The sequence below is a fragment of the Hydrogenophaga sp. OTU3427 genome (assembly GCF_038440225.1).
Classification (GTDB): Bacteria; Pseudomonadota; Gammaproteobacteria; order Burkholderiales; family Burkholderiaceae_C; genus Hydrogenophaga.
Window position 1 is genome coordinate 102,371 of the sequence record NZ_JASATI010000010.1, and the last position, 23,844, is coordinate 126,214.

The following is a 23,844-nucleotide window of genomic DNA, read 5'->3' on the forward strand; positions in this document are numbered from 1 at the left end:
TTTTTGAGGACCCCGCTTCATGGCCGACAACAAGTTCCGTTTGGTGACCCGCAGCGATTTCGACGGCCTGGTCTGCGCCGTCCTGCTCAATGAGCTGGGGCTGATCGACGAGATCACCTTCGTGCACCCCAAGGACATGCAGGACGGCAAGGTGCCCATCACCGGGCGCGACATCACCACCAACCTGCCCTACGTGGCCGCCGCCCACCTGGCCTTCGACCACCACGAGTCCGAGACCATCCGCAACACCGGTGACCGCCCCAACCACATCATCTCGGCCACGGCGCCATCGGCGGCGCGCGTGGTGTACGACCACTACGGCGGCCAGGCCCGCTTCCCCCACATCAGCGACGAGATGATGGCCGCCGTGGACAAGGCCGATTCAGCCCAGTACAACCGCGACGAGGTGCTCGACCCCAGCGGCTGGACGCTGCTGAACTACCTGATGGATTCGCGCACTGGCTTGGGCCGCTTCCGCAATTTCCGCATCAGCAACTACCAGCTGATGATGGACCTGATCAAGTACTGCCGCGACCACACGATCGAGCAGATCCTGGCGTTGCCCGATGTGGTGGAGCGGGTGCAGGTCTACATGGACCACGCCGACAAGGCCAAGGCGCAGTTGCTGGCCAACACCACGGTGCACGGCAACCTGGCGGTGCTGGACCTGCGCAACGAAGAGACCATTTACGCGACCAACCGCTTCATGATCTACGCCCTGTTCCCGCAGACCAACATCTCCATCCACGTGCTGTGGGGCCTGCAGAAGCAGAACACCGTGTTCGCCACCGGCAAGTCCATCCTGGACCGCAGCAGCAAGACCAATGTCGGCGAGCTGATGCTGGCGCACGGCGGCGGCGGCCACCAGGCCGCCGGCACCTGCCAGGTGGACAACGAGCGCGCGGCCGAGGTGCTGGCCGCTCTCATCAAGCGCATCAACGCCGACGGCTGAAATCCCCACCGTCGGCGCGGACCGTCAGCGGCCCACCATGCCCTGCTGCCGCCAGTCCTGCAGCTGTTGCATGGCGGCGCCGGCGGGCGCCTTGCCAGCGTCCGTCGTCACCTCGCCCATGAACGCCGCTTGCAACAGCGGCGCCGTCGCGGGGGTGGCGGCAGCCAGCAGCAACGACTCCTTGCCGCGGTCGCCCACCACCTGGGTCCCGGTCGGCCGCGACGCCCGCAAGGCGTCCGCCGCGCTGCCCTGGCGGCTGGCGCTCAGGGGATGGCAGTCGCTCAAGGTGTTGAGCGCCAGGTAGTAGAGGTGGTAGCAGCCCGCTGCACGGGCCTCGCCATCGAGTTGGAACACATAGAAGTCGTCCAACAGCAGGCCGGGCGCGAACAGGGAGAAATTGGCATAGCGGCTGCTCCAGCCGCCCAGCATCCAGCCGCCCCACTGGTTGAAGCCCGTGACGTTGTAATCACCCGGGTTGGCGCTGCTGGCCTGCAGCGCGCCCAGGGTCCAGCGCTCGCTGCCGGCACGCGATGCCACGGTGTAGTCGGCCAGCCACTGGCCGAGCAGGCGCTCGCTTTGCTGGCGGGCATCGCGCAGCGGCGTGGCGCCGGCCTGCAGGTTCAGCAGCGTCCCGTCGGGCAGGGTCAGGGTGGCGTTCTCGCTGCCCTGCCAGGCCAGTTCGGCACGGGCGCCCTTCAGCGGGACCACGGTGGGCTGGCGGGCCGGCCCCGCCAGCGTCGCGCCGTCCGTCCATTGTTGCCAGTCGCCCCGGTAACGGCCGTCATCGCCACGCGACATGTCGGCGCGGTACCAGGCTGCCTGGCCATTGTCGGCGTAGGCCTGCGCGATCACGCTGAGCTGCCCGCCCGAGCCCGCCAGCCAGTAGCTGCTGCCCGGCCGTGAGGCCTGCCACCAAAGGCCGGAACGCCCTCCCGTGGCATCGGCCGCCACGGCGCGCTGCAGGGCCTTGCGCGCGCCGGACCAGGACAACACGGCGCGCTCGGTGTCGGTCAGGCTCAGTTGCACGGGCCCCAGGTCACGCGCCGGGCGCGGCGCCCGGTAGGTGCCGGTCAGCGTGGCCCCGCCTTCGTGGCTGAACAGGTGACCGACAAAGGCCTGGGCCACCGGGTCGTGGCTCAGGGTCGCCTGGGCCCAGGTGGGGCGGCCCAGGACATCGAAGAAGTAGGCCGACAGGATCACCTCGGCGCCGCGCAGGTCCAGCGCGAACAGACGCCCCGGCTCATCGGGGTGCTGCCACAGCCCGGGAGCGGGCAGCAGCGGGCCGTCGGCCACCTCCTGCGCCGACACCGGCGCGACCACGGGAGTGACCGCGGGATGCAATGCCGCCAGCGACACGGCCGCCGCCGCGTCAAGCAGGCCGGCACCACAGCGGCCCGTGCCGCAGTCGTTGCCGGTGCCCGTGGGAAATGGCCGCACCGCCGCCTGCAGCAGTTGCTGGAGCTGGCTGGGCGCCAGGGCGGGATTGACCGCGAGCATGAGCGACACGACGCCGGCCACGTGGGGCGCCGCCATGCTGGTGCCCTGCTTGCGGGTGTAGACGTTGTCCCGGCGCGCCTGGGTGCTGCCGCTGTCGCCCAGCGACAGGATGCCGCTGTCGCTGGGGTAGTTGCCGCCTGGGGCCGCCACGGCAATACCCGCGCCGAAATTGGAATACGGTGCCAGCTCGCCCTTGCGCCCCAGGGCCGCCACCGCCAGCACCTGCCGGCAACCCGCCAGCATGGTGCCGGCGACGTCCTGCGCCGCGTTGCCAGCCGACACCACCACCACCGCGCGCCGCGCCGCCGCTTCGTCCAGCGCGCCCTGCAGCTCCCGCGAGCAGGCGCCCGCGCCGCCCAGGCTCATGTTGACCACCCGCGCGGGTGTCGGGTTCGCGGGCACGCCGGGCACGCTGGCGCCCACCGCCCATTGCAGGCCATCGGCGATGTCGGACACATAGCCACCGCCGCGCCCCAGCACCCGCACGGGCAGGACCCGGGCCCGCCAGTTGACACCGGCCACGCCCAAGGCGTTGTGGCCCTGCGCGGCCAGGATGCCGGCCACGTGGGTGCCGTGCCAGCTGCTGGCGCGCGCCGCCATGCCCGGCGCCCAGCTCTCGCTGCCGGTCAGCCAGTCGCCGGCATCGGTGGGATCCGCGTCTCGGCCATCGCCGTCGTTGCCGAACAGCGGATTGGAGACGAAGTCGTAGCCCGGCAGGAGCCGGCCGGCCAATTCGCTGTGGGGCAACACGCCGTTGTCGAGCACGGCGACCACGGTGGCGGACGTGCCGGCCGTCAAGGTCCAGGCCGCCGGCAGGCTGCCCGCACCCGGCGCCTTGCCGCTGTCGGCCAGGGACCATTGCTCACCGTACTGCGGGTCGTTGGGCAGCAGATCGGCCTGCAACAGGTGGTCGGGTTCGGCAAAGACGACATCGGCGCGCTGAGCCACCCGCCGGGCCACCCGCGCCACCGCGTCGGCCGACAAGGGTTCGGGCAAGGCCAGCACCAGGCTGCCGTTGCGGGTCTGGCGCAGGGCGCGCAGGGAAAGGCCTGCTTCCACGCTGAGGGAACGTGCGAACTCCGCCGCACGTTCACCATACTGCTGCGTGAGCGTGGCGCCGGCCAGGCGCACGATCAATTGGTTGGTCCCCGCCGCTGTCGCATGGCCAGCAGGTAGCACACCGGCCACCGTGACCGCTTCGGGTGCCGGGCTGGCATCGGAGCCGCCGCCCCCACAGGCCACCAGCCCGCCGGCCACGCTGGCGGCCGCCACGGCAGCGCGCAAGGCCCGCCCCACGCCGGGGCCGCTGCTGTTTCTGCTTCGCCACATACGACCCCCCAAAGGTCAATGATTGTTATGTGGCCACAGAATAGCACCGATCAAATGAAAAACATGATCAAAACTTGATGGAAAAACGTAAGTTTTTGATTGATTGTCAGTTGTATTTATCTAAAAATTGACAATCAACCGCAACAATCTTGCCGCCACTACCGCCGCAGCCAGTGGGGCACCTTGAAGCGCACGATGGTGACGTAGGCGTAGACATAACTGACCACGAACAGGCCACACAAGGCCATGAGCACCGGCGTCTGGCGCCAGAACAGCACCGCTGGCACCACCGTCAGCAGGGTGAAACCCCACAGGTAGGGGGCGGTGCGGTTGTTGCGCATCAGCATGCGGCGCGACTCGTCGTCGTGGAACACACCGCGCACGATGCGGCGGTAGATCAGCTGGTGGAAATGCAGCGCGTCGGCCACCCCCGGCGAGACGCCACGCACCGTCTTGCGGTAGATGGAAAACACGGTCTCCCACACCGGGTAGATGAGCAGCAGCATGGGAAACCAGGGCGACACCGCCTGGTGCCGCTGGACCAGGGTGACGCTGATCAGCGCCACGCCCGTGCCCCAGAGGTAGGCCCCGCCATCCCCAGCGAACAGCAGGCCCCGGGGGTAGTTCCACACCAGGAAGCCCGCCGTGGCACCCGCCAGCGCAATGCTCAAGGCCATCATCTGGCGGTCGCCCACCTGCAAGGCCACGTAGGCCAGCGCCAGGCAGATCACCAGCGCCACCGTGCCGGCCAGGCCGTTGTAGCCATCGATCAGGTTGAAGGCGTGGGGCAGCCCGGCGACCGCCAGCACCGCCAGCGCCACCCCGGGCCAGACGGCGGGGGTCCACCAGAGGTCGACCATGGACAGGCCCACCCGAGGCACAGACAGGCCCAGCACCCAGGCCGCCAACAGCGCGGCGCAGAAGGTCAGCCCCAGGCGCGAGACGGCGGTCAGGCGCTGGGTGAGGTCTTCCCAGATGCCGGCGCCAGCCGAGACCATGGCCACCAGCGCACAGCCCAACAGGTAGCCCGGGGCGAAGCGGACCTGGAAGGACAGCGCCAGGGGCACCGACAGCCCCAGCCACAACAAGGCCAGCAACCAGCTCAGCCCGATGGCCACGCCGCCCAGGCGAGGCACGTGTCCGGCATGGAAACGCTGGGGCATGTCGGGGCTGTAGCGTCGGGTGTGCCCGTGGGCGTAACGCACCAGCCAGGCACCGGCAATAAAAGACAGCGCGGCGCAAACAAACAGCAATAAGGGCATGCCACCACCAGGTGGTTGATAGATCTGGCGATTATCACCGTCGGTCGACGGGGCCCTGGTGAGGAGGTCGCAACAGATAAGACCAAAAGCTGCGGCTGCACCACAGGCGCACCAAGCTGCGGACATGCCACGCCATGGGGCGCCAGCGCCGCAGGCTGTCGCGCTGGGCGTGGTGCACGGCCGCCACGGGCACGCAGACCAGCCGGAAGCCGGCCAGCTGCAGGCGCAGGCACAGATCCACGTCTTCGCAGTACATGTGGAAGCGCTCGTCGAAGCCGGCCACGGCGCGGTACGCGGCGGCGGGCACCAACAGGAAGGAGGCGCTGAACCAGTCCACGCGCCGGTCGCGCCGGCCCATCGCCCGCCGCAGGAACAAGGCCCAGGGCGTCACGAGCGCGCGCAGGTGGTCCTGGCGGCTGCCGTCTTCGTTCAGCAGCGTGGGTGTGACCGCGCCCACGCCAGGCACCGACACGGCCGCCTGCAAGGCGGGCCACAGGCGCTCGTCGGTGATCGCGATGTCAGGGTTGAGCACACAGAACCAGGGCGTGTGCGCCCGCGCAAACGCCTGGTTGTGGTTGGCCCCGAAACCCCGGGGATGGGAATTGTGGATTTCCACCAGCTCGAAGGGCCACACGCCCTCGATGCGGCGCGACGAGGGCAGGTTGTGGGTGAGCACCACGCGGCGCAACCGGCCGGCGCCCGTGCGCGCCAGGCCAGCCAGCAGGTCCGGCAGCCAGTCGTCATGGCCATGGCTGACCACCGACACCGTGATGTCCGCCTCATCGATGGGCAAGAGCAAGGCCATGCAACTCCAGTGTGTCCAGCACCACGGGTGGCGATCCGCTGCCACGGCCGGGCTCGGCAGTGTAGTGCAGCCAACGCACCCCCGCCGCTGCCCGCAGGGGCGACCCATCCCTCAGAACAATGGAAAATAAAAAGTTGACTTTTTATTTATATTGAGAATATAATCCGCCCGCAGACGGCAACATCAGCTTGCTTTGGCGGCCGACACGGCCCCACCTCATGTGGTTTTCACCCATGGGCCCTGCCTGATTCGACAGATGTCGAGCACGCCCCCTGTTGAGCCGCAGGCGGCCGACTCCCTCCAGGCTCACGCAGGACGTACACCAAGCCTGCGATCTCCCCTCTCATGACGCTTCTTCCAGAAAAATCCATCACCATGGGCAAATACGTCGTCTCGCCCACGACACACCTCAACGAGGCGGGCAACTACCGCGCCTCGGTGGCCATCAAAACCGGCCAAGGCATGGGCACGCACCACCGGGTGCTGCGTTTCGGCCAGCTGTTTTCCACCCGCGAAGGTGCGCGCCTGTTCGCGCTCACCCAGGGCTGGCTGCAGACGCTGTCGCCGCGCACGCTGCAAGCCTGACACCGGCCGTCCCGCCACAACGTTTCCGCGGACTCAAAGTCTGAATCCGCTTCTCCCGCGCCGCAGCGCCATCCGGCCTGCGCGCCACTTTTGAAAGACTCTGACATGAGCAACAAAATCTACGTGGGCAACCTGCCCTACTCCGTCACCGACGACAGCCTGCAGCACAACTTCTCGGCCTACGGCAACGTCACCTCCGCCAAGGTCATGATGGACCGCGACAGCGGCCGCTCCAAGGGCTTCGGTTTTGTCGAGATGGGCACCGCCACGGAAGCCCAGGCAGCCATCGACGGCCTGCATGGCCAATCGGTGGACGGCCGCTCGCTGGTGGTCAACATCGCCCGCCCCAAGGAAGACCGTGGCTTCGGCGGCGGCAATGCCGGCGGCAACGGCGGTGGCTACCGTGGTGGCCGCGAGCGCTACTGAGCCCAGTCCGTGTGACACCACACGGTGGCCGGCAAGGCCACTGTGATAGACCGGCCAACCCCGCCGTCTGGCGGGGTTGGCCGTTTCTGGCCCACCCAACGCCCCTGCAGACCAAGGGCTTGTCCAGATTGACACCCGGCCGGTCCTGGGATAGCGCGTTCTGTTATGGTCGGCGGCTCCTGTCCTTTGTATGCGGGTCGGCGGCTGCGCAGCCACACGGCCCATCTCCATTTTCCCGAGGAGTACCGTTTCCATGGATCGTCGTTCCCTGATCAAGCACGCGGGCATCGCTGGCGTGCTGAGCGCCGGCATCGCGCCCGCCGTGCACGCCCAAGCCGCCGTTCGCTGGCGCCTGGCGTCGAGCTTTCCGAAATCGCTGCCGACCATCTTCGGCTCGGCCGAAAAGTTCGCCGAAACCGTGAAGGCCCTGTCGGGCGGCAAATTCGAAGTGACCGTGCACGCGGCCGGCGAGCTGATGCCCGCGTTCGGCGTGGTCGACGCCCTCCAGGCCGACACCATCGAGATGGCGCAGACGGCGCCCTACTACTTCACCGGCAAGGACGCCATTTTTGCCTTCGGTTGCGCCGTGCCTTTTGGCCTGACGGCGCGCCACATGGACGCCTGGATGGAACACGGCAACGGCCGCAAGCTGCTCGACGAGTTCTACGCGAAGTACAACATCGTCTCCATGAGCAGCGGCAACACCGGCACCCAGATGGGCGGCTGGTACCGCAAACAGATCAAGACCGTGGCCGACCTCAAGGGCCTGAAGATGCGCCTGGGCGGCGGCCTGTTCGGTGAAGCCATGGCCAAGCTGGGCGTGGTGGCGCAGAACCTGCCGGCCGGCGAGCTCTACCAGGCACTGGAAAAAGGCACGCTGGATGCGACCGAGTTCGTCGGCCCGTTCGACGACGAGAAGCTGGGCCTGCACAAGGTGGCGCCGTTCTACCACTACCCCGGCTGGTGGGAAGGTGGCGCCGAGCTGGAGTTCTTCATCAACAAGAAGCACTTCGACGCGCTGTCCCCGGAGAACAAGGCCATCGTGCGGGCGGCAGGCGCCGTGGCCGCGCGCGACATGACCGCCAAGTACGACGCGCAGAATCCGCAGGCCCTCAAGCGGCTCGTCGCGGCCGGCACCAAGCTCGTGCCGTTCTCGAAAGAGGTGATGGACGCCGGCTTCAAGGCGTCGATGGACGTCTTCGCCGCCCACGAGGCCAAGTCGCCCGAGTTCAAGAAGATCCACGCCGACATGCGTGCCTTCCAGAAGGACCAGATCCTGTGGAGCCGTTTCTCCGAGTGGCGCTACGACAACTACATCGGCGGCGCGAAACTCTGACGCCGCAGGGGGCCTGTGTCCACAGGCCCCGCGCCCCGTTCAGGCCGGTGCGACCGCCCCACCCCAGGACGCGCACAGCCACTGCGCAAGCTGCTCCGGCACGTCGTTGTCGAAGCTCATCAGCAGCTCTGGCGCCTGTTGCGCCGCGGCCGATGCCAGGATGTCGGACACACAGGCGCGCTGCGCGTCGCTGGCCGCCTGCTGCAGGCGCGTTTCCAGCGCCGCCAGCGTTTCATCGCGCAGACGGTCAGAACCCAGCACATGCCAAGCGTAGTCGATCTCGTAGCGGTCGGATGCGTCCTTCAGGCTCTCGCCATCGAGACGGGCCTCCTGCGCAAAATGGTTGAGCGTGCGCGTGCTCAGGCTGCTGATCAGTTGAGCGACCATGTCGGCGTGCACAGGCACAGGGTGTTGAGCGGCCATGGGAAATCCTTGGGTTGGAGACGGGGCGCCGGCCCTGGGAACGGGGATACCGCTGGCCCGTCGGGAGCGCCACGGCAGCGGAAAGTGGCCGCCTCTCGATACCGGGGCAGGAGGCGGGAAGTGCGTGGTGCCCATGGCGGGAATCGGACCCGCGACCTCTCCCTTACCAAGGGAGTGCTCTACCACTGAGCCACATGGGCGATCCATCGGAAAAGATGGAGCGGGAAACGAGATTCGAACTCGCGACCTCAACCTTGGCAAGGTTGCGCTCTACCAACTGAGCTATTCCCGCAAGATGACCGGTTTGCCGGTCAAAGAAAAAGCCCACCAGTGGGGATGGGCTTCTTCACGATTTTTGGTGGCCTGGGACGGAATCGAACCATCGACACGCGGATTTTCAACAAACCTAACGAGCCGGTCGCCGTCACAAGCAACACCAAGAATTCTAACGCTTTTTTGCCCGTTTTTTCAACCGGCCGCCATGTTTACCGAACCTACTACCGAACGTGTCCGACCTCGGGAAGGTATGCCCATCGGATTTTCCCAAGTGAAACAACGGCATAGCCACCCGACCCCTGAACCGAACTACCGAACCGCATGGCCATAGGGCCCGGCTGCTCGCCTGCAGAAGAGTCACAGCACGGTCAAAAAACCAGCGAAGGTCAATCTGAAATTTTCAATGACAACATGATTCATTGGTCGCATATATTAAAAAACCAGTGTATAGTGCGCCTGTGATTCACTTTTGCATGAAGGATTTCGCATGAACCACACAACATCTGCCGCACTCAACCAACTGGAGTCCGAACTCAGCATCTTTTACGGAGCCATCGCCGTCCTCCTGGAAGAGTGCTACGCAACAGGATCAGGCATGCGCATGCTTGGTCTCACAGATGAACAGTGGATGGCAAGGCACAACGGAAGCATCTCCGTCAAGGACACCTCGATTGGTCGCATGCTGCCAGTTTGGGCGAGGTACGCCTACGACGGAGTGGTCAGCGCCGGCTACGACTTGGACGACATGAATGCGTTCAATGATGGTCCACTTGAGCGGTTGCGGGACCTCTTGGACACGCTTGACACCGAGAGCGCCTACTTCAATGAATGCATCGCAGCGGCCAGGGGATTCAACGAAGATGCGGCTCTGGGCGGTCTCCCCGACTTGGTAGCAAAAGTCATTGCTCGCTGGAACCTGGACATGGGCCAAACACTGAGCCCGGGGGAGCTCGCACTCCTCGCCAACATGAATGAGCGGAGCGTACGAAATGCAATGGGGCCGGGCGGTGAGTTGAAGGTCACAACCAATGGAGGCATCGATAGCGCCGAAGCACTCCGCTGGCTCAGCGGACGGCGTGGCTTTGTTCCTACCCAGTACAGGAACCTCGACAAAACTGCTCAGACGCTGCCGGATGACTTGGACGCGGTAGAACTCCCCACTTTTGTGACGTCTCGGCTGAAAGCGTTCTGGACACCCGAGTCAGCTAGTCCGCAAACTTTCAGCATGAACTATCCAGACTGGATCATGGCTGCAGCGCGTGAGTGCGACATTCCTCCTGACAGGCTCTACGCTGCATGCAGGTTGCCACTGGATATCGACCCGAGAGACTGCCGGTCATTGGCAAAGGTCCTGCGGGTAGAAGTTGTCTGGTTCACCCATCAGGTGATGACCGCAATGTATCCCGATCAAATGGATATGTTGCTCAATCCGTCTGCTTGGGCAGACGATGCGCCCACGCCGAGCACGCCACTGACCAGCGTCACCATCACGCTTACGGACGCAATGCTTGCAAATGGCTACATCGATATTCCAACAAGCGCCAGCTCGCTGTTCCCAGAGGACTGTTTTGGGACCCGCGCTACCGGGGACACTGGCGCACAGGTGAAACTGATTTTCGGCGCCAATCAGGCAGACACCGACATTAGGAAGAAAAGTGAAAAAACCATCTCACCACGCAAGCGCTTTGGTGCTTGGCTGAACAGCGAGTTGGGAGCAAGAGCAGGCGATCGCATTCGGATCGAAAAAACGGGTGACCGTCAGTACACGCTGAGCCACATCACCTCTTGAAGGAGATGGACCATGAACCTCAGTCGACACGCCCAACGTCGCTGTCAACAGCGAGGGATTCAGCCTCTCATTCAGCAGTGGCTACTGGACTACGGCGCGGAAGTTCCATCCCATGGAGCAACCAAACGCTACTTTGATCGGTCCGCAAGACAACGCCTCGCATCAGATGTGGGAAGAGTCTTGGTAGGTCGCTTGGCCCATCAACTGAACGTGTATTTGGTTGAATCAAACAACACTATCGTCACTGCGGCCATACGTACAAAAAGAATAAAGCGTCCCTAAAAGCGATGCGTTTGAATGCCACGTAGCGAGGGGCAACCTTCGGTCAGATCAAGTGGCGGGACCTTAACCATCCATCCTTCACATCCAATGTCAAACAAGACTTATCTGACGTCTGGGCAGTCGGGAATTTACCGCGCCACGATCCCCATACCGCATGAGCAGCGGACGAATCTGAACACCTTTGTCAAGGCGTCTGGTGCACGCTCCTTGATGGACTTGATTCACGTCTTACTGCTCTGCCCCGAAGAATCGGGCCATGCCCTTGCCCCAATTTTCGACCGACTGGCGGGAGAAGAGCGGAAACGTCAGGCGCTGGAAAAGCTACGAGCGGACGCTCTCCGCAATGGTCTAACGATGCAAGACCTCCATTTGATTCTTCAAACTCCAAGCCAAGCGGAGCAAGAAACTTCAGAGAATAGATTTACAAAAGGGATCAGCAACAACAGCGTTGACCTCGCCGCGCACCCGATTGACGAGGAGTACGAGAAGTGAGAAGACGCAGTCGCCCACGCGCATACCGTCGATGGAGCAGCGGGACACGTTCCGGCATAGCCAAACGTGGTGGAGCCGAGCAGAAGGGTACGAGCGTAATGATCGGCCTGATAGTCCTGTTCGTCATTTGGATTCTGACCTAGGCCGCGTCATGGCCGATTGCCATTTTTCGGCCGGTTGCACACGAAACAAGTCTCTGCACAACCAGTAGAGGCCTAACAGTAGCAACGTTGGTACGATGACTGTTTGCATGAGAAAGATCACGATCAACGTGATCATTCTCTCCACCGCAGCCTCAGCTGCCCGCTTGATCTCTTCATACTGCCGCTTTACATCATCCGACTTCCGGCGCATGGTTCCCAGCGGGTCTTTGACAGCACCCGCAACAGAACTCGCAACGCGCACCGCCGAGTCTTGTGCACCCTGGAGCGTCCCCAGCATTCGCGAAGCCAAAGTCGGCTCAGGAGCGGGCGCCTCTTCGACCGACGTAGGCGCTGATGCAGGCGGAGCCGTTTGCTCGGTAGCCGTAGCACGTCCTTCAACTGTAGCCCCAAACACTTTCAGGTCATTCGCCGTTTTATCGAGTTCGCCTTGACTCGCGGTGTACTGCGCCGAAGAAAAAGCTTCAAACAGCTTGGCACTACCAATGGTCGCCACAGGCATCACAAACCGGATGAACAACAGCACACCCAACAGCCGGAACAACCACTGAGGACTTCGGTTCATCCAAAACAATACAGCCCACACCAACGCGATCGCTGACAAGCAGGCTGACACAACCCAATTTGAGCCTATGGCCAGCAACAACTTTTGGATGCCAAACGCCACGCTGGCAGTCAGCATGACTGAGGAAAATGTCTCAACCAGATCATTCACTGGATCGAGGATTTCACCCACGGCGAGAGACACGCCAAAGCCGAGAGGCTGAACGGCCAACTCCGTGCTCTGAAGGACAGAGATCACACCGTTCAAGGCCCTGGCAGACGCGAAGCTGATCAGGGACTGAACGCTTGGACTAGGCGGGCATACAGCCCTCGGTGGGCAGCAGGGGCGACAGCTACGACAACGCACTGGCCGAGACCATCAACGGGCTGTACAAGGCCGAGCTGATTCACCGCCGGGGACCCTGGAAGACCAGGGAATCCGTGGAGCTGGCCACCCTGCAGTGGGTGCACTGGTTCAACCACGTCCGACTGCTCACGCCGATTGGGGGCATCCCTCCGGCAGAGGCTGAGGCAAACTACTGGCGGCAACTCGCCAACATCAACACCTCGACAGAGGTGTCAACTTAAACCAATCGGCCTCCTTGAAACACGGGGCGGTTCAAACTGCTCTTTCTCGGTCGAGCCGGTCAGGACCTTCACGCTGGACGAGCCGCCCTGGATCACGGTGGTCACGTCGTCGAAGTAGCCTGCACCCACTTCCTGCTGGCGCGACACGAAGGTGTAGCCCTTGTCGCGTGCGGCGACTTCAGGCTCTTGCACCATTTCGGTGTAGTGCTTCATGCCTTCGCCGCGTCCGTAGGCGTGGGCGAACTGGAAGGTCTGGAACCAGTCAAGCGAATGCAAGCGATACAACACCAACAAATCCGCCGGCAACTCTCACCGTCTAAGCACAGGACCATCCAGCAAGCCAAGAGCGCGTACCCAAGGCAGATGCCACTCACCCCGGCTGAGTCGTTTGCGAACATCGGCAAGATACAACTCAGGGGCAGGTGGTTTTTTGCGCTTGTGTCTTGTCTGGTTGCAGTGCGCGCATGCAGCGACCACATTGTCAGGCTCATCACACCCTCCGTCGCATTGGGCAATGAGGTGCTCAGCAGTACACCGAAGGCGTGAAGCTGCGCGGGCAGGGACGCCAGGGAGTTCTTCTGGAGATAGGTGCCACATTTGGACACCGCAGTACCAGCAGCGACCGCACTGCTGCTGAAAGGCGTGAAGGCGAAGGGACTGGATCTTCTTTGATGGCATAGGGACTCCTTTGGTGGAAAGTCCCCGCTCCTGGTAGCCAGTGATCACGGGCGCCGTCGCTCATGCGTATCGGCTGTGCTGCCCCTAATGGTTGCAGCGGGCATGGCCTCCGGGCCTTGCGCATAAACATTGTCATCGACCTTGCCATAGCTGGCAATCGCGGGGTCTGCTGTGTAGCAATCCGCCGTGGCAAACAAGCTACAGCTTTATGCCGAAGGCGAGCGGTCGCTACCGCCCACACAAAACGGCCTGGAAGCCACTCACGAGTCCATCGGCACCCCGAACCCCACCCGAACACCTACAGCCCGCCTACGGGCCTATAAACGTGCCGCATAAAGCAAGAAGCCCATCGCGATGGATGGGCTTCTGAGAGATGTTTGGTGGCCTGGGACGGAATCGAACCATCGACACGCGGATTTTCAATCCGCTGCTCTACCAACTGAGCTACCGGGCCTGAGACATAAATTATAGCATCAAGATTGGGCTGTTTTTGACGGCTCAGTGACCATTGCGTTTGGCACGCGAAAGATCGACACCCAGTTGCTTGAGCTTGCGGTAGAGATGGGTGCGCTCCAGGCCGGTTTTTTCGGCCACGCGGGTCATGGAGCCGCCTTCCTTGGCGAGGTGGAATTCAAAGTAGGCCTTTTCGAAGCCGTCACGCGCTTCACGCAGCGGTGCGTCAAGCTGGAAGCTCTGGACCGCTTGTGGACCAGAGGGCAACACCGGCTCGGCATAGACGGGGTGGCTGGCCACCGCCACCGTGGCCACCAGTTCGGCTGCGCCCACGGCCAGGCCCTGGCCCGGCTTGGCCGGGGCGGCCTTGGCCGGCGCCTTGTTGAGCCCCTGCTCCACCGCCTTGAGCAGCTTCTGCATGGTGATCGGTTTTTCGAGGAACGCCATGGCGCCGATGCGTGTGGCCTCGACCGCCGTGTCGATGGTGGCGTGCCCGCTCATCATGATCACCGGCATGTTCAGCAGGCCCGCGCTGGACCACTCCTTGAGCAGGGTCACGCCGTCGGTGTCGGGCATCCAGATGTCCAGCAACACCAGATCGGGGCGCTGCGCCCCGCGCAAGGCGCGCGCCTGGGCTGCGTTTTCGGCCAGCTCCACGCTGTGCCCTTCGTCGTTCAGAATTTCGAACAACAAGTCGCGTATGCCCAACTCGTCGTCTACCACCAGTATGTTTGCCATGGCGCCGCGGGGATGTCCTCGCTGATGTTGTCAATTTGCAACTGCGAATGATAGCGAGACTTGCGCCCCCACGATCTTTCCGTCAGCGCTGCGGTTGGCCAGGTCGATGCGGCCACCGTGTTCTTCCATGATTTTCTTCACCACCGCCAGGCCCAGACCGGTGCCTTTGGGCTTGGTGGTGACATAGGGTTCGAAAGCGCGCTGCAGGATGTGCTCGGCAAAACCGCTGCCGTCGTCGCTGACGATGAGCCGCACCCAGCGACCGGAGTCCGACCAGCGGGTGCGCAGGCGCACCACCCCGCCGCTGCCCGGTGGCGTGGCGTCCTGGGCGTTCTGCACCAGGTTGTGCAGCACCTGGCGCACCTGCTGCGCGTCGGCCATCACCGGTGGGCAGCGCGGGTCCAGCTCGTGTTGCACCGGCACCACCGTCTGGTCGTAGAGCGACAGGATGTCGAGCACCAGTGCGTTGAGGTCCAGCGGGGTGAGCTGGGCCGCGGGCAGGCGGGCGTAGTCGCGGAATTCGTTGACCAGCCGCTTCATGGCGTCGACCTGATCGACGATGGTCTTGACCGATTTGTTGAGCACGGCCAGCTCCGGGCCACTGACCTTGCCGTCAAGCTTCATGGCCAGGCGCTCGGCCGACAGCTGGATGGGCGTGAGCGGGTTCTTGATCTCGTGCGCCAGCCGGCGCGCCACCTCGCCCCAGGCCTTGGAGCGCTGGGCCGAGATCATCTCGGAGACGTCATCGAACACCAGCAGGCGTTCGTTGTGGGGCAGCAGGGCGCCGCGCGCGATCAGGGTCACGTTGCTGCGCAGGTCCTCCGGCTGCAGCGGGCTGGCGCCCTCGGCCGCGAGTTCGAAAGACTGCTGCCAGTGGCCACCTTCGTGGGGTGTCTGCTCGGAGAGGAAACGCTCGAACTGCGTCAACACGCCCTGCGCGAATTGGTCCAGCCCGGGCACGGCGGCCAGGGGCTGGCCCACGTGCACCGACAGCGGACAGCGCAGTATCCGCGCGGCGCCGGGGTTGGCGCTGACGATGTGGCCCTTCGCGTCGAGCACCACCACCCCGGCGGTGAGGTTGTCGAGGATGGTCTGCAGGTTGGCACGGGCGGCGTCCACCTGCATCAGGCCGCGCTGCACCTCGGCCCGGGCGTCGGCCAGGTCCTGCGTCATGTGGGCGAAGGTGCGGGTGAGGCCGGCCAGTTCGTCGCGTGCCGTCAAGGCGACCTTGGGCCCGAGGTCGCCCTTGGCCACTTCGCGTATGCCTTCGGCCAGCACCAGCAGCGGCCGCACCAGCTGGTTGCCCAGCAGCACGGCCAGCAGCACGGCGCCAAACACCGCAAGGAACAGGGCCAGCGTGAGCGTGCCGATGTACATGCGGCGCAGGCCCTGACGGGCCAGCGCACGCTCCTGGTATTCGCGGTGGGCGGTCTGCACGGCCAGCGCATCGGCCACCAGCAACGGCGACAGCGGCGACACCACCTCCAGGTAACGCAACTCCGACGACAGACCCAGACTGGACACGCTCACCGCGGCCAGCGCGCGGATGCGCGGCACGTCGGTGCTGGACCGGGGGGCTGCAGCCCCTGGGGCCGAAGCGTCGGCCGTGGCTTCCTCCAGCCCCTCCACCGTGGCCAGGGAGCGCTGCCCGCGCACCGCGCGCAGCAAGGCCGCCGGCGGGCGTTCGGGATTGAGCGCGTAACGCGAGTCGCCGGCCGCCGCCACCGCCTGCCCAGCCCCGTTCCAGAGGATCACATCCTTGGCCCCCAACTGCTCGCGGATGCGCTCCAGGGCCAGCGTGGCGCCGGCGTTGCTCACATCGGACAGGCCCTGCGCGGCCGTGCGCGTCTTGGCCGACAGGTCGTCGCTGAGCACGTCCAGCGTCGTGCGCCCCAGGCTCAGGCCAGCGTTCAGCGCGGTTTCCACCCGCACGTCGAACCAGCTTTCGATGGAGCGCGACACGAACTGGTAGGACACCGTGTAGATCAGCAGGCCCGGCAGGAAACCCACCAGACCAAAGATCAGCGCCAGCTTGACCAGCAGCTGGCTGCCGAACTTGCGTCGCTTGAGGCGCAGGGCCAGGCGCACGACCACCCAGCCGATGACCGCCAGCAAGACCGTGGCGACCGCGATGTTGACCCCCACCAGCCAGCCGAAGTTGGCCTCGTAGAGCACCCGGTTGTTGGTGGCCACCGTGAGCAGGAACAGCAACACCATGACCACGCCGCTGATGAACACCAGGGCGGCCCCGATGGCCCAGCGCAGCGGCGCCGACTGCCGCCAATGGGTGGGCTTGGGAGATGCGACGGACGCCATGGGGCTCAGCGCGTGGCCTCGGACGTGGCCTCGGCCTCGGCGGGCGCGGCGTCGTGCGCTTCGGGCTGGGCGGTGGTGCGCAGGCGCCGCTGGATGTCGATGTTCCAGTCGGGCTGGGTCGCCATGCCGATCTGGAACGGGCGCGGCAGCAGCGACAGATCGAGCCGGAAACGGAAGTCGACCGTGTAGCGCTCGTCGTTCTCCAGGCGGCCGCCGTCGGCCACGCGCCAGCGGGCCAGCCGGCCCAGCGCGCCCAGGGCCTCGGCCAGGGTGTCGAAGTTCTGGTGCAGGGCGTAGGACTGGTTGGCGCTGCTCGGCGCGCCCGTGCCCACGCTCAGGCGCCAACGCCGGGTCAGCGGCTGGTAGGCCAGCCGCAGGGTGCGGGTGGTGCTGGCGATGCGCTTGTCGGTCCAGTACCAGCGCGGCTCATAGACATCGGCCTGGTAGACGAAGTACAGCGGCACGGCCTTGAACAGGGCGTCCTCGACCGCGGCCCCCAGGGCCAGAGGCAGGCGCGCGGTGATGAACAGGCCCTCGGCCGTGCGCTGCACCGCCACGGCCGGCTCGGCCGGTGCGTCGTCGGCCCGGGCCGTGTCGATGGCCCAGGCCAGACCGCCGAGCACCAGCCAGAGCGAGAGCAGCCCCTCCCGGCACCAGCGCGCCAGGCAACGCCAAACCGTCCCCCGTTCAGGCGGCGGACTTGTCCAGGCGCGCATAAAAGAAACCGTCGTGCTCACCCGGTGCATTGTCGTTGAACTGTTTGTCGCTGCCCGCGCGTCCGGGCAACAAATGACCGGGCGCCGCGCCGCGCCGGGCATCGGTGTGGCGCTCAAGAAACGCCTGGACTTGCGCATCCCCTTCGGCGCGGAACACCGAGCAGGTGGCGTACAGCAGGCGGCCACCCGGTCGCAGCAGGGGCCACAGCGCCTCCAGCAGCTCGCGCTGCACCGCTGCCAGCTGGGCAATGTCGCTCTCGCGGCGCAGCCAGCGCACGTCGGGGTGGCGGCGCACGATGCCCGAGGCGGTGCAGGGTGCGTCCAGCAGGATGGCGTCGAAGGGCTGGCCGTCCCACCAGTCGGCGGGGCGCCCGGCGTCGGCATGCCGCACCCGCGCCGTCAGACCCAGGCGCCGCAGGTTGTCGTGGATGCGGGCGCAGCGCTGGGCGTCGGCGTCCAGCGCCCACAGGTCGAGCTCGGCCCGCTCCAGCAGGTGGGCGGCCTTGCCACCGGGTGCCGCACAGGCGTCCAGCACCCGGGCGCCGGCCGGCCAGGCCTGTCCGGCCAGCAACAGGGGTGCGGCCTGCTGGGCGGCCGGGTCCTGCACCGACACGCTGCCCTGCGCAAAGCCCGGCAGTCGATCGACCGGCACCGGCTGGTCGAGCACCAGGCCATCCTCGCCCACCGGGTGGGCACCCATGCCCAGGGCCTGGAGCTGCTGCTGGTAGGCCTCGCGTGTGCCCTGGCGGCGGTTCACCCGCAGGGCCATGCCACCGGGTCGGTTGTTGGCGCGGAGGATGGCCTGCCAGTCCTGTGGGTGGTCCTGCTGCACGCGGCGTATCCACCAGGCCGGGTGGTTCCACAGGGCCACGGGGTCGCGTCTGGCCTCGGCCAACAGGGCCTCGGCCTCGCGCAGGAAGCGACGCAGGCAGGCGTTGACGAAGCCGGCCTGGGCCTGGGTGTCGCGTTCGGCCTTGGCCGCCTGCACCGTCTGGTTCACCAGGGTGTGGGCGTCGTAGCGCGGGTCGCCGTCGGCCACACAGACGGCGGGCATCAGCGACAGCGCGACCTGCATCAGGGTGCGCACCGCGGGTGTGGGCGCGCGGGCAGCGAGCAGGCGCACCAGGGCGGCGCTCAGCCCGGCCTGGCGCAAGGCATGGAAGGCGATGGCCTGCACGCCGGGGCGCAAGGCGGCCGGCACGGCGGGCAGCAGCTCGGTCAGGGAGCGGCCGGCCTGCACCCCTCGCAGGCACTGCGCCGCGTGTTGGATTTGCTGGGCCAGGCTGGGGCCGGACGGCAAGGGGGCGTGGACATTCATGGCAAGGCCACCAGGGGTTCAAGCGGAAAGAAGCCGAACACGCGCGCCAGCACCACGGTGGGGAACTGGGCCGTGGCGGCGTTGAAGGCATCCACCTGGTCGTTGTAGGCCAGGCGGGCAAAGCCGATGCGGTGCCGCGTTTCGTCCAGCGCCTGGGCGATCTCGCTCACCGCGCCGTCCTGTTGCATCTCCGGGTGGTGGGCGACCAGGGCCAGCACACGCTGCAGGCTGCCGGCGAGTGTCTGCTCGCCACCCGCCAGCGCGCCCAATGGCCCGGCCTGCAGGGGGGCGCCACGGGCGCGCTCGGCGGCTTCGCGGGCCTGCAGCACGGCGCCCTGCAGGGCCTCCAGCGCGGCGCTTTCGTGCTGCAAGGCCGTTTGCACGGTCTCGCTGAGCCGGCCCACCAGCTCGTGGCGGCGGCGCAGTTGTTCGTCAAGCTGCGCAAAGGCCGCGCCGATGGCGTTCTTGAGCCGCACCAGGCGGTTGTAGGCGCCCACGGTCCAGAACACCAGCACCGCGCTGGCAACGATCAGCGCCCACAGGCCTGGGGTCATCGGGTCAACTCCTTGAAACAGGTAAGGACACTGTAGCGCGCCACAAAAAAAACGCCCCGGACCGTACCCGGGCCGGGGCGTTGGGGCGTCAGGGACCCGGCTTATTCGCCAGTGGCACCTTCGGCGGCCGCGGCGGCGTCGGCCTGGTCAGAGGCCAGTTGCATCGCATCGGCTTCGGCGATGGCGCGACGTTCTTCGTCGTCCATCTTCTCGCGTGCCTTGCGGGCGTCGTGGTAGGCCATGCCGGTACCGGCCGGGATCAGGCGGCCCACGATCACGTTTTCCTTCAGGCCACGCAGCGGATCGCGCTTGCCCATGATGGCGGCTTCGGTCAGCACCCGCGTGGTTTCCTGGAAGGACGCGGCGGAGATGAACGAGTCGGTGGACAGCGAAGCCTTGGTGATGCCCAGCAACACGTTGCTGTAGGTCGCCGGGATCTTGCCGTCGGCCAGCAACGCGTCGTTGGTGTTGAGGATCTCGCTGCGCTCGACCTGTTCACCGGCGATGTAGTTGGACTCGCCCACGCTGTCGACCACGACGCGGCGCAGCATCTGGCGAACGATCACCTCGATGTGCTTGTCGTTGATCTTCACGCCCTGCAGGCGGTAGACGTCCTGCACTTCGTCAACGATGTAACGCGCCAGCTCTTCCATGCCCAGCAGGCGCAGGATGTCCTGCGGGTCGGCCGGACCGTCGACGATGTTCTCGCCCTTGTTGACCACCTGGCCTTCGTGCACCAGGATGTTCTTTTCCTTCGGCACGAGTTCTTCCCAGACCTTGCCGTCCGGATCGGTGATCTGCAGGCGGACCTTGCCCTTGGTCTCCTTGCCGAAGGACACGGTGCCCGTGAGCTCGGCCAGGATGCCCTTGTCCTTGGGCGAACGGGCTTCGAACAGCTCGGCCACACGCGGCAGACCGCCGGTGATGTCGCGCGTCTTCTGGCCTTCGACCGGGATACGGGCCAGCACCTCGCCGGGGCCCACGTCCTGGCCATCGCGCACCTGGATCAGCGCGCCGACCTGGAAGCCGATGGTCACCGAGTGGTCGGTGCCCGGGATCTTGACCTCGTTGCCCTGGGCGTCGATCAGCTTGACCTGCGGGCGCACGACCTTGGCGGCGCCGCGGCGCTTGGGGTCGATCACCACCAGGGTGGACAGGCCGGTCACGTCGTCGACCTGCTTGGCCACCGTCAGGCCCTCTTCCACGTTCTCGAACTTCACCTGGCCGGCGAATTCCGTGATGATGGGTCGGGTCAGCGGGTCCCAGTTGGCGAGGATGGCGCCAGCCTTGATGGTCTGGTCGGCCTTGATCGACAGGATCGCGCCGTAGGGCACCTTGTGGCGCTCGCGCTCGCGGCCGTGTTCGTCGTGGATGATGATTTCGCCCGAACGCGAAATCACCACCAGCTCGCCCTTGGTGTTGGTCACGTAGCGCATCGTGGCGTTGAAGCCGATGATGCCGCTGGACTTGGCTTCCACGCTGGAGGCGATGGCCGCACGCGACGCCGCACCACCGATGTGGAAGGTGCGCATCGTCAGCTGGGTGCCGGGTTCGCCGATGGACTGGGCGGCGATCACGCCGACCGCCTCGCCCATGTTCACCAGGCCACCGCGGCCCAGGTCGCGGCCGTAGCACTTGGCGCAGATGCCGAAGCGGGTTTCGCAGGTCAGTGCCGTGCGCACCTTGACTTCGTCCACGCCAGCGACTTCCAGCATGTCGAGGATGTCCTCGTCCAGCATCTCGCCGGCCGGCAGCAGCAGGGCGCGGGTCTCGGGGTGGATCACTTCCTCGGCCGTGACACGGCCCAGCACGCGGTCGCGCAGCGATTCGATGACTTCACCACCCTCGACGATGGCGCGCATCAGCGTGCCGTTGGAGGTCCCGCAATCGTTGTGGTTGACCACCAGATCCTGCGTCACGTCGACCAGGCGGCGTGTCAGGTAGCCCGAGTTCGCGGTCTTCAAGGCCGTGTCCGCCAGACCCTTACGGGCACCGTGGGTGGAGATGAAGTACTGCAACACGTTGAGACCTTCACGGAAGTTCGCCGTGATGGGGGTCTCGATGATGGAGCCGTCGGGCTTGGCCATCAGGCCGCGCATGCCGGCCAGCTGGCGGATCTGCGCGGCGGAGCCACGCGCGCCGGAGTCGGCCATCATGTAGATGGAGTTGAAGGACTCCTGGTCGACTTCCTTGCCGGAGCGGTCGATCGTCTTTTCCTTGGCCAGCTGGGCCATCATGACCTTGGAGACTTCGTCGCCGGCCTTGCCCCAGATGTCCACCACCTTGTTGTAGCGTTCGCCAGCGGTCACCAGACCCGACGAGTACTGCTGGGCGATTTCCTTCACCTCGTTCTCGGCGCGCTCGATGATGCCGTGTTTCTCCTTCGGCACCAGCATGTCGTCGATGGCGATGGAGATGCCGGCGCGGGTGGCCAGGCGGAAACCGTTCTGCAGCAGCTTGTCGGCGAAGACCACGGTCTCCTTCAGGCCGCACTTGCGGAAGGACGTGTTGATCAGGCGCGAGATTTCCTTCTTCTTCAGCGCCTTGTTCAGGTTGCTGAAGGGCAGGCCCTTGGGCAGGATTTCCGACAGCAGGGCACGGCCCACGGTGGTGTCGACCATCTTGGTCTCCGCCACGAACTCGCCGCTGTCCTTGTCCTTGACCCACTCGACCAGGCGCACGCTGATCTTGGCGGTCAGCTCGACCACACCGGCGTCCAGCGCGCGCAGCACCTCGGCCAGGTCGGCGAAGACCATGCCTTCGCCCTTGCCGTTGATGCGCTCGCGGGTGGTGTAGTACAGGCCCAGCACCACGTCCTGCGAAGGCACGATGGAGGGTTCGCCCGAGGCCGGGAACAGCACGTTGTTGGAGGCCAGCATCAGGGTGCGGGCTTCCATCTGCGCTTCCACCGACAGCGGCACGTGCACGGCCATCTGGTCACCGTCGAAGTCGGCGTTGAAGGCCGAGCAGACGAGCGGGTGCAGCTGGATGGCCTTGCCTTCGATCAGGATCGGTTCGAAGGCCTGGATGCCCAGGCGGTGCAGCGTGGGCGCGCGGTTCAGCAGGACCGGGTGCTCCTTGATGACCTCTTCGAGGATGTCCCACACCACGGGGGTGCCGGCTTCCACTTCCTTCTTCGCCGCCTTGATGGTGGTGGCGATGCCCATGGCTTCCAGGCGCGAGAAGATGAAGGGCTTGAACAGCTCGAGCGCCATCAGCTTGGGCAGGCCGCACTGGTGCAGCTTGAGGGTCGGGCCCACCACGATGACCGAACGGCCCGAGTAGTCCACGCGCTTGCCCAGCAGGTTCTGGCGGAAACGGCCGCTCTTGCCCTTGATCATGTCGGCCAGCGACTTCAGGGCGCGCTTGTTGGCGCCCGTCATGGCCTTGCCGCGGCGGCCGTTGTCCAGCAGCGAGTCCACGGCTTCCTGCAGCATGCGCTTTTCGTTGCGCGCGATGATTTCCGGGGCCTTGAGCTCCAGAAGGCGGCGCAGACGCGAGTTGCGGTTGATGACGCGGCGGTACAGGTCGTTCAGGTCGGAGGTCGCGAAGCGGCCGCCGTCCAGGGGCACCAGCGGACGCAGGTCCGGCGGCAGCACGGGCAGCACGTCCAGCACCATCCACTCGGGCTTGATGCCGCTCTTCTTGAAGGCTTCCAGCACCTTGAGGCGCTTGGCGTTCTTCTTGATCTTGAGCTCGGAGCCGGTCAGGTCGTTGCGCAGCTTCTCGATCTCGATGTCGAGGTCGATGGACTCCAGCAGGTCCTTGATGCCTTCGGCGCCCATCTTGGCCTCGAACTCGTCGCCGAGTTCCTTGCGCTTGGCGTCGAAATCGTCCTCGGACATGATGCTGAACTTCTTCAGCGAGGTCATGCCGGGGTCGGTCACCACGTAGGCTTCGAAATACAGCACGCGTTCGATGTCGCGCAGCGTCATGTCGAGCACCAGGCCCAGACGCGAAGGCAGCGACTTCAGGAACCAGATGTGGGCGCAGGGCGCGGCCAGGTCGATGTGACCCATGCGCTCGCGGCGCACCTTGGTCTGCGTGACTTCAACGCCGCACTTCTCGCAGATCACGCCGCGGTGCTTCAGGCGCTTGTACTTGCCGCACAGGCATTCGTAGTCCTTGATGGGGCCGAAGATCTTGGCGCAGAACAGGCCGTCACGCTCCGGCTTGAAGGTGCGGTAGTTGATGGTCTCGGGCTTCTTGACTTCACCGAAGGACCAGGAGCGGATTTTTTCCGGCGAGGCCAGGCCGATGCGGATCGCATCGAAGTGCTCGTCGGGCGTGAACTGCTTGAACAGGTCGAGCAAGGATTTCATGGG

General features: G+C 65.4%; 18 protein-coding genes, 3 tRNA genes and 2 pseudogenes. 7 read left to right on the top strand and 16 right to left on the bottom strand.

Annotated features, from left to right (window positions below; all coding sequences use genetic code 11):
- Window positions 1–19 precede the first annotated feature (19 nt).
- Window positions 20–952, top strand: coding sequence for an exopolyphosphatase (locus tag AAHB17_RS08565; RefSeq protein WP_342130120.1), 933 nt, complete (start codon window positions 20–22; stop codon window positions 950–952).
- 24 nt (window positions 953–976) lie between these two features.
- Here AAHB17_RS08565 and AAHB17_RS08570 read toward each other — a convergent pair whose 3' ends face one another.
- The 3 genes from AAHB17_RS08570 to AAHB17_RS08580 all read right to left on the bottom strand — a co-directional run bounded on the left by AAHB17_RS08570 (window position 977) and on the right by AAHB17_RS08580 (window position 5,845).
- The gene (locus tag AAHB17_RS08570) at window positions 977–3,778 is read right to left on the bottom strand and encodes a S8 family peptidase (RefSeq protein WP_342130121.1); all 2,802 of its coding nucleotides are present in this window, start codon (window positions 3,776–3,778) and stop codon (window positions 977–979) included.
- A 158-nt stretch (window positions 3,779–3,936) separates the two neighbouring features.
- On the bottom strand, window positions 3,937–5,040 hold the full coding sequence (locus AAHB17_RS08575; RefSeq protein WP_342130122.1) for a glycosyltransferase family 4 protein: 1,104 nt from the start codon (window positions 5,038–5,040) through the stop codon (window positions 3,937–3,939).
- A gap of 34 nt (window positions 5,041–5,074) precedes the next feature.
- Window positions 5,075–5,845, bottom strand: a complete 771-nt coding sequence (locus tag AAHB17_RS08580; protein ID WP_342130123.1) for a glycosyltransferase — start codon at window positions 5,843–5,845, stop codon at window positions 5,075–5,077.
- Between the two features lie 345 nt (window positions 5,846–6,190).
- Between AAHB17_RS08580 and AAHB17_RS08585 the strand changes: the two genes are divergently transcribed.
- The 3 genes from AAHB17_RS08585 to AAHB17_RS08595 all read left to right on the top strand — a co-directional run bounded on the left by AAHB17_RS08585 (window position 6,191) and on the right by AAHB17_RS08595 (window position 8,192).
- Entirely contained in the window at window positions 6,191–6,430 is a 240-nt protein-coding gene (locus tag AAHB17_RS08585) for a hypothetical protein (protein WP_342130124.1), read from the top strand.
- A gap of 105 nt (window positions 6,431–6,535) precedes the next feature.
- On the top strand, window positions 6,536–6,856 hold the full coding sequence (locus tag AAHB17_RS08590; protein WP_342130125.1) for an RNA recognition motif domain-containing protein: 321 nt from the start codon (window positions 6,536–6,538) through the stop codon (window positions 6,854–6,856).
- A 253-nt stretch (window positions 6,857–7,109) separates the two neighbouring features.
- Complete coding sequence (locus tag AAHB17_RS08595; protein ID WP_342130126.1) at window positions 7,110–8,192, top strand: TRAP transporter substrate-binding protein; 1,083 nt, start codon at window positions 7,110–7,112, stop codon at window positions 8,190–8,192.
- Between the two features lie 39 nt (window positions 8,193–8,231).
- Here the strand turns inward: AAHB17_RS08595 and AAHB17_RS08600 are convergent, their stop codons facing one another.
- From AAHB17_RS08600 to AAHB17_RS08610, 3 genes are all read right to left on the bottom strand, one after another.
- Window positions 8,232–8,615, bottom strand: coding sequence for a hypothetical protein (locus AAHB17_RS08600; protein WP_342130127.1), 384 nt, complete (start codon window positions 8,613–8,615; stop codon window positions 8,232–8,234).
- A gap of 125 nt (window positions 8,616–8,740) precedes the next feature.
- Window positions 8,741–8,815, bottom strand: a tRNA-Thr gene (locus AAHB17_RS08605).
- A gap of 16 nt (window positions 8,816–8,831) precedes the next feature.
- Window positions 8,832–8,907, bottom strand: a tRNA-Gly gene (locus AAHB17_RS08610).
- A 471-nt stretch (window positions 8,908–9,378) separates the two neighbouring features.
- On the opposite strand from AAHB17_RS08610, the gene AAHB17_RS08615 reads away from it, so the two are divergent.
- Together AAHB17_RS08615 and AAHB17_RS08620 are read left to right on the top strand one after the other, a co-directional pair.
- A complete protein-coding gene (locus AAHB17_RS08615) occupies window positions 9,379–10,680 on the top strand; it encodes a hypothetical protein (RefSeq protein ID WP_342130128.1) in 1,302 nt (433 codons plus the stop codon).
- A 369-nt stretch (window positions 10,681–11,049) separates the two neighbouring features.
- The gene (locus tag AAHB17_RS08620) at window positions 11,050–11,454 is read left to right on the top strand and encodes a hypothetical protein (protein ID WP_342130129.1); all 405 of its coding nucleotides are present in this window, start codon (window positions 11,050–11,052) and stop codon (window positions 11,452–11,454) included.
- Between the two features lie 123 nt (window positions 11,455–11,577).
- Here the strand turns inward: AAHB17_RS08620 and AAHB17_RS08625 are convergent, their stop codons facing one another.
- Window positions 11,578–12,390 carry a hypothetical protein gene (locus tag AAHB17_RS08625; RefSeq protein ID WP_342130130.1) on the bottom strand — a complete coding sequence of 271 codons (813 nt, stop codon included), beginning with the start codon at window positions 12,388–12,390 and terminating at the stop codon, window positions 11,578–11,580.
- Window positions 12,391–12,473: 83 nt separating this feature from the next.
- Between AAHB17_RS08625 and AAHB17_RS08630 the strand changes: the two are divergent.
- Window positions 12,474–12,746: pseudogene (locus AAHB17_RS08630) on the top strand (integrase core domain-containing protein); the annotation flags it as partial.
- Here the strand turns inward: AAHB17_RS08630 and AAHB17_RS08635 are convergent.
- The 9 genes and pseudogenes from AAHB17_RS08635 to rpoC all read right to left on the bottom strand — a co-directional run.
- Window positions 12,738–13,010: pseudogene (locus tag AAHB17_RS08635) on the bottom strand (hypothetical protein); the annotation flags it as partial. The pseudogenes AAHB17_RS08630 and AAHB17_RS08635 overlap by 9 nt on opposite strands.
- Window positions 13,011–13,055: 45 nt before the next feature.
- Entirely contained in the window at window positions 13,056–13,424 is a 369-nt protein-coding gene (locus tag AAHB17_RS24740) for an HNH endonuclease (RefSeq protein WP_446719574.1), read from the bottom strand.
- Between the two features lie 378 nt (window positions 13,425–13,802).
- Window positions 13,803–13,878: transfer RNA gene (locus tag AAHB17_RS08640), tRNA-Phe, on the bottom strand.
- Window positions 13,879–13,922: 44 nt separating this feature from the next.
- Window positions 13,923–14,615, bottom strand: a complete 693-nt coding sequence (locus AAHB17_RS08645) for a response regulator (RefSeq protein WP_342130131.1) — start codon at window positions 14,613–14,615, stop codon at window positions 13,923–13,925.
- Between the two features lie 30 nt (window positions 14,616–14,645).
- Entirely contained in the window at window positions 14,646–16,931 is a 2,286-nt protein-coding gene (locus AAHB17_RS08650; RefSeq protein ID WP_342130132.1) for an ATP-binding protein, read from the bottom strand.
- A 5-nt stretch (window positions 16,932–16,936) separates the two neighbouring features.
- Complete coding sequence (locus AAHB17_RS08655) at window positions 16,937–17,647, bottom strand: DUF4390 domain-containing protein (RefSeq protein WP_342130133.1); 711 nt, start codon at window positions 17,645–17,647, stop codon at window positions 16,937–16,939.
- Complete coding sequence (rsmB, locus tag AAHB17_RS08660; RefSeq protein ID WP_342130134.1) at window positions 17,619–18,965, bottom strand: 16S rRNA (cytosine(967)-C(5))-methyltransferase RsmB; 1,347 nt, start codon at window positions 18,963–18,965, stop codon at window positions 17,619–17,621. Before rsmB ends, AAHB17_RS08655 begins: the two co-directional genes overlap by 29 nt.
- Complete coding sequence (locus AAHB17_RS08665) at window positions 18,962–19,519, bottom strand: LemA family protein (RefSeq protein WP_342130135.1); 558 nt, start codon at window positions 19,517–19,519, stop codon at window positions 18,962–18,964. Before AAHB17_RS08665 ends, rsmB begins: the two co-directional genes overlap by 4 nt.
- Window positions 19,520–19,620: 101 nt before the next feature.
- Window positions 19,621–23,841 carry a DNA-directed RNA polymerase subunit beta' gene (rpoC, locus tag AAHB17_RS08670; RefSeq protein WP_342130136.1) on the bottom strand — a complete coding sequence of 1,407 codons (4,221 nt, stop codon included), beginning with the start codon at window positions 23,839–23,841 and terminating at the stop codon, window positions 19,621–19,623.
- Window positions 23,842–23,844: the final 3 nt, after the last annotated feature.

Coding starts and splice junctions, on each gene's coding strand:
- AAHB17_RS08565 (WP_342130120.1), top strand. CDS start 20: ATGGCCGACAACAAGTTCCGTTTGGTGACCCGCAGCGATTTCGACGGC.
- AAHB17_RS08570 (WP_342130121.1), bottom strand. CDS start 3,778: ATGTGGCGAAGCAGAAACAGCAGCGGCCCCGGCGTGGGGCGGGCCTTG.
- AAHB17_RS08575 (WP_342130122.1), bottom strand. CDS start 5,040: ATGCCCTTATTGCTGTTTGTTTGCGCCGCGCTGTCTTTTATTGCCGGT.
- AAHB17_RS08580 (WP_342130123.1), bottom strand. CDS start 5,845: ATGGCCTTGCTCTTGCCCATCGATGAGGCGGACATCACGGTGTCGGTG.
- AAHB17_RS08585 (WP_342130124.1), top strand. CDS start 6,191: ATGACGCTTCTTCCAGAAAAATCCATCACCATGGGCAAATACGTCGTC.
- AAHB17_RS08590 (WP_342130125.1), top strand. CDS start 6,536: ATGAGCAACAAAATCTACGTGGGCAACCTGCCCTACTCCGTCACCGAC.
- AAHB17_RS08595 (WP_342130126.1), top strand. CDS start 7,110: ATGGATCGTCGTTCCCTGATCAAGCACGCGGGCATCGCTGGCGTGCTG.
- AAHB17_RS08600 (WP_342130127.1), bottom strand. CDS start 8,615: ATGGCCGCTCAACACCCTGTGCCTGTGCACGCCGACATGGTCGCTCAA.
- AAHB17_RS08615 (WP_342130128.1), top strand. CDS start 9,379: ATGAACCACACAACATCTGCCGCACTCAACCAACTGGAGTCCGAACTC.
- AAHB17_RS08620 (WP_342130129.1), top strand. CDS start 11,050: ATGTCAAACAAGACTTATCTGACGTCTGGGCAGTCGGGAATTTACCGC.
- AAHB17_RS24740 (WP_446719574.1), bottom strand. CDS start 13,424: ATGCCATCAAAGAAGATCCAGTCCCTTCGCCTTCACGCCTTTCAGCAG.
- AAHB17_RS08645 (WP_342130131.1), bottom strand. CDS start 14,615: ATGGCAAACATACTGGTGGTAGACGACGAGTTGGGCATACGCGACTTG.
- AAHB17_RS08650 (WP_342130132.1), bottom strand. CDS start 16,931: ATGGCGTCCGTCGCATCTCCCAAGCCCACCCATTGGCGGCAGTCGGCG.
- AAHB17_RS08655 (WP_342130133.1), bottom strand. CDS start 17,647: ATGCGCGCCTGGACAAGTCCGCCGCCTGAACGGGGGACGGTTTGGCGT.
- rsmB (WP_342130134.1), bottom strand. CDS start 18,965: ATGAATGTCCACGCCCCCTTGCCGTCCGGCCCCAGCCTGGCCCAGCAA.
- AAHB17_RS08665 (WP_342130135.1), bottom strand. CDS start 19,519: ATGACCCCAGGCCTGTGGGCGCTGATCGTTGCCAGCGCGGTGCTGGTG.
- rpoC (WP_342130136.1), bottom strand. CDS start 23,841: ATGAAATCCTTGCTCGACCTGTTCAAGCAGTTCACGCCCGACGAGCAC.